Genomic DNA, 8,112 nt, shown 5'->3' on the forward strand with positions numbered 1-8,112 from the left:
CGTTCGCGAGGGCCTGCCGGATCACCCGCTGCTGGGCCGGCCCGTTGGGGGCGGTGAGACCGTTTGACGCGCCGTCCTGGTTGACGGCGCTGCCGGCGAGCACCGCGAGCACCTGGCGGCCCTGCCGCCGGGCGTCAGAGAGGCGCTGGACCAGCAGCACGCCGACGCCCTCCGACCAGCCGGTGCCGTCGGCGTCGGCGGCGAAGGACTTGCAGCGCCCGTCCGGGGCGAGGCCGCCCTGGCGGGAGAACTCGACGAAGGCGCCGGGCGTCACCATGACGGTGACGCCGCCCGCCAGGGCCATGTCGCACTCGCCGCCGCGCAGCGCCTGGGCGGCCAGGTGCACCGCCACCAGCGAGGACGAGCAGGCGGTGTCGACCGTCACCGCCGGGCCCTCCAGCCCGAAGGTGTACGACACCCGGCCCGAGATGACGCTGTGCGCGCCGCCGGTGAGCTGGTAGCCGGCCAGTTCGGCCGGGGTGTCGGTGGTGCCGTAGCCCGACGGGGAGGCGCCCACGAAGACGCCGGTACGGCTGCCGCGCAGCTCCTCCGGGTCGATGCCGGCCTGCTCCATGGCCTCCCAGGACGCCTCCAGCAGCAGCCGCTGCTGCGGGTCCATGGCGACGGCCTCGCGCGGCGAGATGCCGAAGAACCCAGGGTCGAAGGTGGTGGCGCCGTCGACGAAGCCGCCCTCGCGGGTGTGTGAGACGGGTTGCCCGTCGGCGTCGACGGCCAGCAGCCGGCCCATGTCCCAGTGGCGGTCGTCGGGGAAGCCGCTGATGCCGTCGCGCCCGGTGGCGACCAGCTCCCACAGGTCGTCCGGGTTGGCCACGCCGCCCGGGTAGCGGCAGCTCATGCCGACGATGACGATCGGGTCGTCGGCGACCGGCCCGGCGGGGCCCCAGGCGGTGACGGTCTCGACCTCGTGCAGGCGCAGCGTCGCCGACAGGTGGTCGGCGAGGGCGGCCGGGTTCGGGTAGTCGAAGACCAGGGTGGTGGGCAGGGTGAGGCCGGTGGCGGCGCCGAGCCGGTTGCGCAGCTCGACGGCGGTCAGCGAGTCGAAGCCGAGTTCCTTGAACGCCCGGTTGGCCTTTACCAGTTCGGTGCCGGAGTGGCCGAGCACGGCGGCGGTGTGCGTGCGTACGAGCTCGGTCAGGTGGCGGTCCTGCTCGGCGCGGGGCAGCGTCAGCAGGTGCTGCCGCAGCCCGCCGCCGACGGTGTCCTCCGATTCCGCGTCGACCACGCGCAGGGCGTCGCGCGCCTCGGCGATGTCGTCGAGCAGGGGGCGGGCGCGGGCGGCGGCGAACGCCGGGGTGAACAGGGACCAGTCGACGTCCGCCACGGTCACCGCCGGCACGGCCCGGCCGACGGCGCTGCGCAGCGCGTACACGGCCTGAGCCGGCGACATGGGGCCGAGGCCACGGCGGGCCAGCAGTTCCTGCCCCTCGCCGCTGGCCATGCCGCCGTCGGCCCAGGGGCCCCACGCCACGGCGGTGGCGGTCAGGCCGCGGGCGCGGCGCCGCTCGGCGAGGGCGTCGAGGAAGGCGTTCCCGGCGGCGTACGCGGCCTGGCCGCCGCTGCCCCAGATGCCGGCGATCGAGGAGAACAGCACGAACGCGTCGAGCGGTCGGTCGCCCAGCAGCTCGTCCAGGTGCACGGCGCCGGCGATCTTGCCGTCGAGCACCCCGGCCAGGCCGGCGAGGTCGGTGTCGACGAGCATGTTCAGCTGGCCCACCCCGGCGGCGTGCACCACCGCGGTCAGGGGCGCCGGGTCGGCGTCGACATCGCGCAGCAGCGCCTCGACACGGGCGCGGTCGGCCATGTCGGCGGCGACCAGGCTCACCCGGGCGCCGAGCGCGGTCAGTTCGTCGCGCAGCTCGGCCGCCCCGGGGGCGTGCTCGCCGCGGCGGCTGGTCAGCACGAGGTGCTCGGCGCCGTTGGCCGCCGCCCAGCGGGCCACGTGCGCGCCGAGCGCCCCGGTGCCGCCGGTGACGAGGACGGTGCCGGACGGCTGCCAGCGGTCGACTGTGCCGACGGCCGCCGGCGTGGCGCGCACCAGGCGCCGCACGAAGACACCGGAGCGCCGCACGGCCACCTGGTCCTCGTGCCCGCCCCCGGTCAGGACGCTGACCGCGTGGTCCCAGTCGCCGCGCCCGGGCGCGTCCGGCAGGTCGACCAGGCCACCCCAGAGCTGCGGATGTTCCAGCCCGGCGACCCGGGCCAGACCCCACAGCCCGCCCTGGGCGACGCTGCGCACCGGGTCGGTGTCGCCGGTGCCGACAGCGCCCCGCGTGAGCATCCACAGTGGTGCCGCGACGTCGGCGGCGTGCAGGGCCTGCACCAGCGTCATCGTGGCGGCCGTGCCGAGCGGCACCGCCGGCTGGCCGGGGTGGGGTCGCTCCAGCAGGCCCAGCAGGGAGACGATCCCGGTGAACGGGGTGTCCCCCACGACGCCGGCCAGCCGCGACGTCACCTGGTCGCGCTCGGCGAGCGGGTCCACCGCCAGCCGGGACACCTCGCCGCCGGCGGCGCTCAGCGCCCCCGCGAGCGCCCCGGCCCACTCGGCAGTGGCGGCGTCGGCGGGCTCCACGAGCAGCCAGCGTCCCGGCGGGGTGACCGGTGCGGGGGCGGTGGTGCGCTTCCACACCACCCGGTACGACCAGCCGTCGACGACGGCGTCCCGCAGCCGCGCCTTGCGCCAGGACGACAGGACCGGCAGGGCCGGGGCCAGGACGCCCGCCCCGTCGGCGCCGAACTGCGCGGCGAGGGCCGCCACGTCGGAGCGCTCGACGGCCGACCAGAACTCGACGTCCACCACGTCGGGGCTGACCGGGCCGGTGACCGAGGCCGGCATCTGCTCGGGCCAGTAGCGCTGCCGCTGGAACGCGTACGTGGGCAGGGCGACCGGGGTCGCTCCGGCACCGGTGTAGAGGGCCGCCCAGTCGACGGGTACCCCGTTGACGTGCAGCTCGGAGAGGCCGGCGAGCAGAGTCCCCGCCTCGGGACGGTCGGCGCGCTGGGCGGGCACGGCGAGGACGGGGATGTCGTCGGCGTCGGCCGGCTCCTGGCCGCTGAGCACGTCCCGGGTCATGGCGGTCAGGACGCTGCGGGGGCCGATCTCCAGGAACGTGTCCACCCCGGCGGCGCGCAGCGCGGCGACCCCGTCGGCGAAACGCACCGCCTCCCGCACGTGCCGCACCCAGTAGTCGGGACTACGGATCTCGTCGACGTCAGCCAGCGCACCGGTCACGTTCGACACGACCGGCAACGCCGGCGCCTCGAACGTCAACCCGTCCAGGACCACCCGGAACTCATCCAGCATCGGCTCCATCAACGGACTGTGGAACGCATGACTCACCGACAACCGGCGCGTACGCACACCCCGCCCACGCCAGACCCGCTCCACCTCGTCGAGCGCCTCCACCGCACCGGAGACCACCACCGACGTCGGCCCGTTGACAGCCGCGACCCCCACACCGGTCAAGTCGTCCAGCGTCGCCAGCACATCGGCCTCAGCCGCCGCAACCGCCAGCATCCCACCACCGGCCGGCAACGCCTGCATCAACCGGCCCCGCGCCGCCACCAACACACACGCATCCGCCAGCGACAACACCCCCGCCACGTACGCGGCCGTGACCTCGCCGATCGAGTGACCGCCGACCAGGTCGGGGGCGACGCCGAACGACTCCACCAGGCGGAACAACGCCACCTCGACCGCGAACAGACCCGCCTGCGTGAACACCGTCCGGTCCAGCAGCTCCGCCTCGGCGGAACCCTCGGGTGCGAACAGCACTTCCTTGAGCGGGCGCGGCAACAGCGCGTCGAGCTGTGCGCACACCTCGTCCAGCGCGGCGGCGAAGACCGGGAACTCCGCGTACAACTCCCGGCCCATGCCGGCACGCTGCGCACCCTGACCCGAGAAGAGCACCGCGAGCGGACCCCGCCCAGCCGCCTGCCCGGCGAACAACGCGCCCGACGGCTGGCCGGCGGCGAGGGCGCGCAGCCCGGCCAGCAACTCCTCGCGGTCGGTGGCGGTGAGCACCGCGCGGTGCTCCAGCGCGGAGCGCGACACGACCGACGACCAGCCGACGTCCACGGTGCGGAGGGCCTCGTCGTCCTCCAGCCACCGGGCCCAGCGACCCGCCTGCGCGCTGAGCGCTGCTTCGGAGCGGGCGGAGAGCAGCACGGGTACCGCCGGCAGGGCGACGGTGGGAGCCGGCCCGGTGTCGGCGGGGTCGGCGGCGTCCGGGGCGGGCGGTTCCTCGATGATCGTGTGCGCGTTCGTGCCGGAGATGCCGAACGACGACACGGCCGCCCGGCGGGGACGGTCGGTCGCCGGCCACGGCGTCGCCTCGGTCACCAGCGACACCTCGCCGGCCGACCAGTCCACCTTCGGCGTCGGCTCGTCGACGTGCAGGGTGGACGGCACGAGCCCGTGCCGCATCGCCATCACCATCTTGATCACACCGGCGACGCCGGCGGCGGACTGGCTGTGGCCGATGTTCGACTTGATCGAGCCGAGCAGCAGCGGCCGGTCGGCCGGACGGTCCCGCCCGTACGTGGCCAGCAGGGCCTGCGCCTCGATCGGGTCGCCCAGCGTCGTGCCGGTGCCGTGCGCCTCGACGGCGTCCACGTCGGCAGTGGTCAGCCGGGCGTTCGCGAGGGCCTGCCGGATCACCCGCTGCTGGGCCGGCCCGTTGGGGGCGGTGAGACCGTTTGACGCGCCGTCCTGGTTGACGGCGCTGCCGCGGATCACGGCGAGGATCGGGTGCCCCTTGCGCTGCGCGTCCGACAGCCGCTCCACCAGCAGGATACCGACGCCCTCGGACCAGCCCGTGCCGTCGGCGGCGGCGGCGAACGACTTGCACCGGCCGTCGGGGGCGAGCCCTCGCTGCCGGGAGAAGCCTACGAACGGGCCGGGGGTGGCCATGACGCACACGCCGCCGGCCAGGGCCAGGTCGAAGTCGCCCTGCCGCAGCGCCTGGCACGCCAGGTGCAGGGCGACCAGCGACGACGAGCACGCGGTGTCCACGGTGACCGCGGGGCCCTCCAGTCCGAGGGCGTACGCGATCCGCCCGGAGACGACGCTGGTGGCCGTACCGGTCAGCAGGTAGCCCTCGTCGGCGCCCTCGGCCTCGCTCTGCGGGCCCATGCCGTAGCCGTTGGCGGCGGTGCCGACGAAGACGCCGACCTTCTGCCCCCGCATCGAGGCGGGCGCGACGCCGGCGTGCTCGAACGCCTCCCACGACGTCTCCAGGAGCAGCCGCTGCTGGGGGTCCATCGCCACGGCCTCGCGCGGCGAGATACCGAAGAACTCCGCGTCGAAGTCGGCCGCGTCGTAGAGGAAGCCGCCCTCGCGGGTGGTGGAGCGGCCGGCCCGGTCGGCGTCCGGGTCGTACAGGTTGTCCAGGTCCCAGCCCCGGTCCGTCGGGAAGCCGCCGATCGCGTCGCCGCCGGAGGCGACCAGGTCCCAGAGCTGCTCGGGGCTGGCGACGCCACCCGGGTAGCGGCAGGACATCGCGACGATCGCGATCGGCTCCCTGGCGGCGGCGGTCAGCTGCTGGTTGAGCTGGCGGAGGCGGCCCGTCTCCTTGAGCGACGCGCGAAGCGCCTCGACGACCTTGTCTGCGGACGTAGACATCATGAGCTCCGTACTGGGGACAACGGTCAGGAATCGGTTCCGTCAAGCGCCAGCCTGACGAGGGCGTCGGTGTCGAGTTCGTCGAGGTCCAGGGCCTCGTCGGTGGACTCGTCACCGTCGTCGCCGTCGGTGTCGGCGAGGTTGAGCAGCAGGTCCAGCAGCCCGGCCTCGCGGAGGCGGGCCAGCGGGATCGCCGCGAGCGTCTGCCGGACGGCCGCCTCCGCCGGGTCGCCGTCGTCCGCCTGCGCCGCCTCGGGCAGCAGGCCGTCGAGCAGGTTCTCGGCGAGCACGGCCGGGTTCGGGTAGTCGAAGACGATGGTCGCGGGCAGCGACAGGCCGGTGACGCCGGTCAGTCGGTTGCGCAGCTCGACCGCCGTCAGCGAGTCGAATCCGAGCTCCTTGAACGCCCGCTGCGGCTTGACCCGGTCCGTTCCCGGGTGACCGAGCACGGCCGAGGCGTGGGTACGGACCAGGTCGACCAGGTGCCGGACCTGCTCGGGGCGGGGCAGGGTGAGCAGGTGCTCCCGCAGGGCGTCGGCGGCACCGCCGGGCTGCTGCTCCACGGCGTGGGCGTGCAGCGCCTCCCGGGCCTCGGCGATGTCGTCGAGCAGCGGCCGGGGGCGGGCCGAGGCGTACGTCGGGGCGAAGACCGCCCAGTCGACGTCCACCACGGTCAGCGCCGCCCCGGGCAGGCCGGCGGCGTACCGCATGGCGTGCACGGCGTCGGCCGGCGCCATGGCGGTCAGGCCGCGTCGGGCCAGCATCTGCTGGGCATCGCCGGTGGCCATACCGCCGTCGGCCCACGGCCCCCAGGCCACGGACGTCGCCGCCAGGCCCCGGCCGCGCCGCTGCTCCGCGAGCGCGTCGAGGAAGGCGTTGCCCGCGGCGTACGCGGACTGACCGCCGCTGCCCCACACCCCCGCGATGGAGGAGAAGAGCACGAACGCGTCCAACCGCCGGTCGCCGAGCAGGGCGTCCAGGTGCAGCGCGCCGGCCACCTTGCCGTCGAGCACGCCCGCGAACGCGGCCAGGTCGGTGTCGGCGATGAGCCCGGACTCGCCGGCGCCCGCCGCGTGCACCACGGCCGTCAGCGGCGCCGGATCCTCGTCAAGGCGGGCCAGCAGCGCCGCCACCTGGTCGCGCTCGGCGACGTCGCAGGCGACGACCGACGCCCGTACGCCCTGGACGGTCAGCTCCTCGCGCAGCTCCGCGGCTCCCGGGGCGTCCCCACCGCGGCGGCTGGTCAGCACGACGTGCTCCGCCCCGTTGGCCGCCGCCCAGCGGGCCACGTGCGCGCCCAGCGCGCCGGTGCCGCCGGTGACCAGCACGGTGCCGGACGGCCGCCACCGCTGCGCCGTGTCGGGGGCGGCGGGCGCCGAGCGGACCAGGCGACGGACGAACACCCCGGAGGGGCGTACGGCAAGCTGGTCCTCGTCGCCGGCACCGGTCACCACCCGCGCCAGCCGGTCCCAGGCCGTCGCGTCGGCCTGCTCGGGCAAGTCCACCAGCCCGCCCCACAGGTGGGGGTGTTCCAGGCCCGCCACGAGCCCCAGGCCCCAGAGTCCGCTCTGGACGGCAGCGTGCACGGTGTCCCCGTCGCCGGTGCTGACCGCGCCCTGCGTCAGGCACCACAGCCGGGTCGTCGCCCCGGTGTCGTGCAGCGCCTGGAGCAGCAGCAGCGTAGCGGCCGTCCCGACCGGCACGGCCGGGTGGGCGGGGTGCGGCTGGTCGCGGAGGCCGAGCAGGGAGAGCACGCCGGTGACGGGACCGTCGGCCAGCGCGTCGCCCAGCCGCCGGGCGAGGCCCGCCCGGTCGGTGCCGGCCGGGTCGACGGTGAGCCGGACCACGGCGGCGCCGACCTCGGCGAGGGCCTTGGTGACCGCCTCCGCCCGGGTGCCGTCCGCCAGGTCGTCCTGCGCCGTCACGAGCAGCCACGCGCCGGGCCGCGCCGGGCCGCCGGTGATGTCGGTGCGCTTCCATCCGACGCGGTACGACCACGTGTCCAGGACGGCACGCTGCGTGCGTGCCCGGTGCCAGGTCGACAGGACCGGCAGGGCCGGGGTGAGGGCGTCCAGGGCGGCGCCGTCGTCGCCGAACTGGGCGGCGAGGGCGCTCAGGTCGCCGCGTTCGACGGCCGTCCAGAAGTCGGCGTCACCGCCGTGGGTCGCCGTCTGCCGCGGCCGGCTCGCCGGCTCGGGCCAGTACCGCTCCCGCTGGAAGGCGTACGTGGGCAGGTCCACCCGGCGCGCGCCGGCCTCGGTAAACCACGACTGCCACGTCACCGGCACACCGTGCACGTGCAGCTCGGCCAGGGCGTGCAGCAACGCCTGCGCCTCCGCCCGGTCCCGACGCTGCACAGCCACCGCCAGCACGACCTCGTCATCGGGCAGCACATCCGCCGCCATGGCGGTCAGCACGCTCTGCGGACCGACCTCCAGGAACGTGTCCACACCCGCCCCGCGCAGCGCCGT

Annotated in this window: 2 protein-coding genes; both read right to left on the reverse strand. The window is 75.6% G+C overall.

All coding sequences use genetic code 11. The features are described 5' to 3' along the window. The coding region (locus tag C569_RS31480; protein WP_036347364.1) for a type I polyketide synthase at positions 1 to 5,641 on the reverse strand (5,641 nt) is incomplete at its 3' end. A 26-nt stretch (positions 5,642 to 5,667) separates the two neighbouring features. After that, positions 5,668 to 8,112: beta-ketoacyl reductase (locus C569_RS0128735; RefSeq protein ID WP_036347372.1), on the reverse strand; the 2,445-nt coding region annotated here is incomplete at its 5' end.

It is taken from the genome of Micromonospora sp. CNB394 (genome assembly GCF_000374985.1).
GTDB classification, from domain to species: Bacteria; Actinomycetota; Actinomycetes; order Mycobacteriales; family Micromonosporaceae; genus Micromonospora; species Micromonospora marina.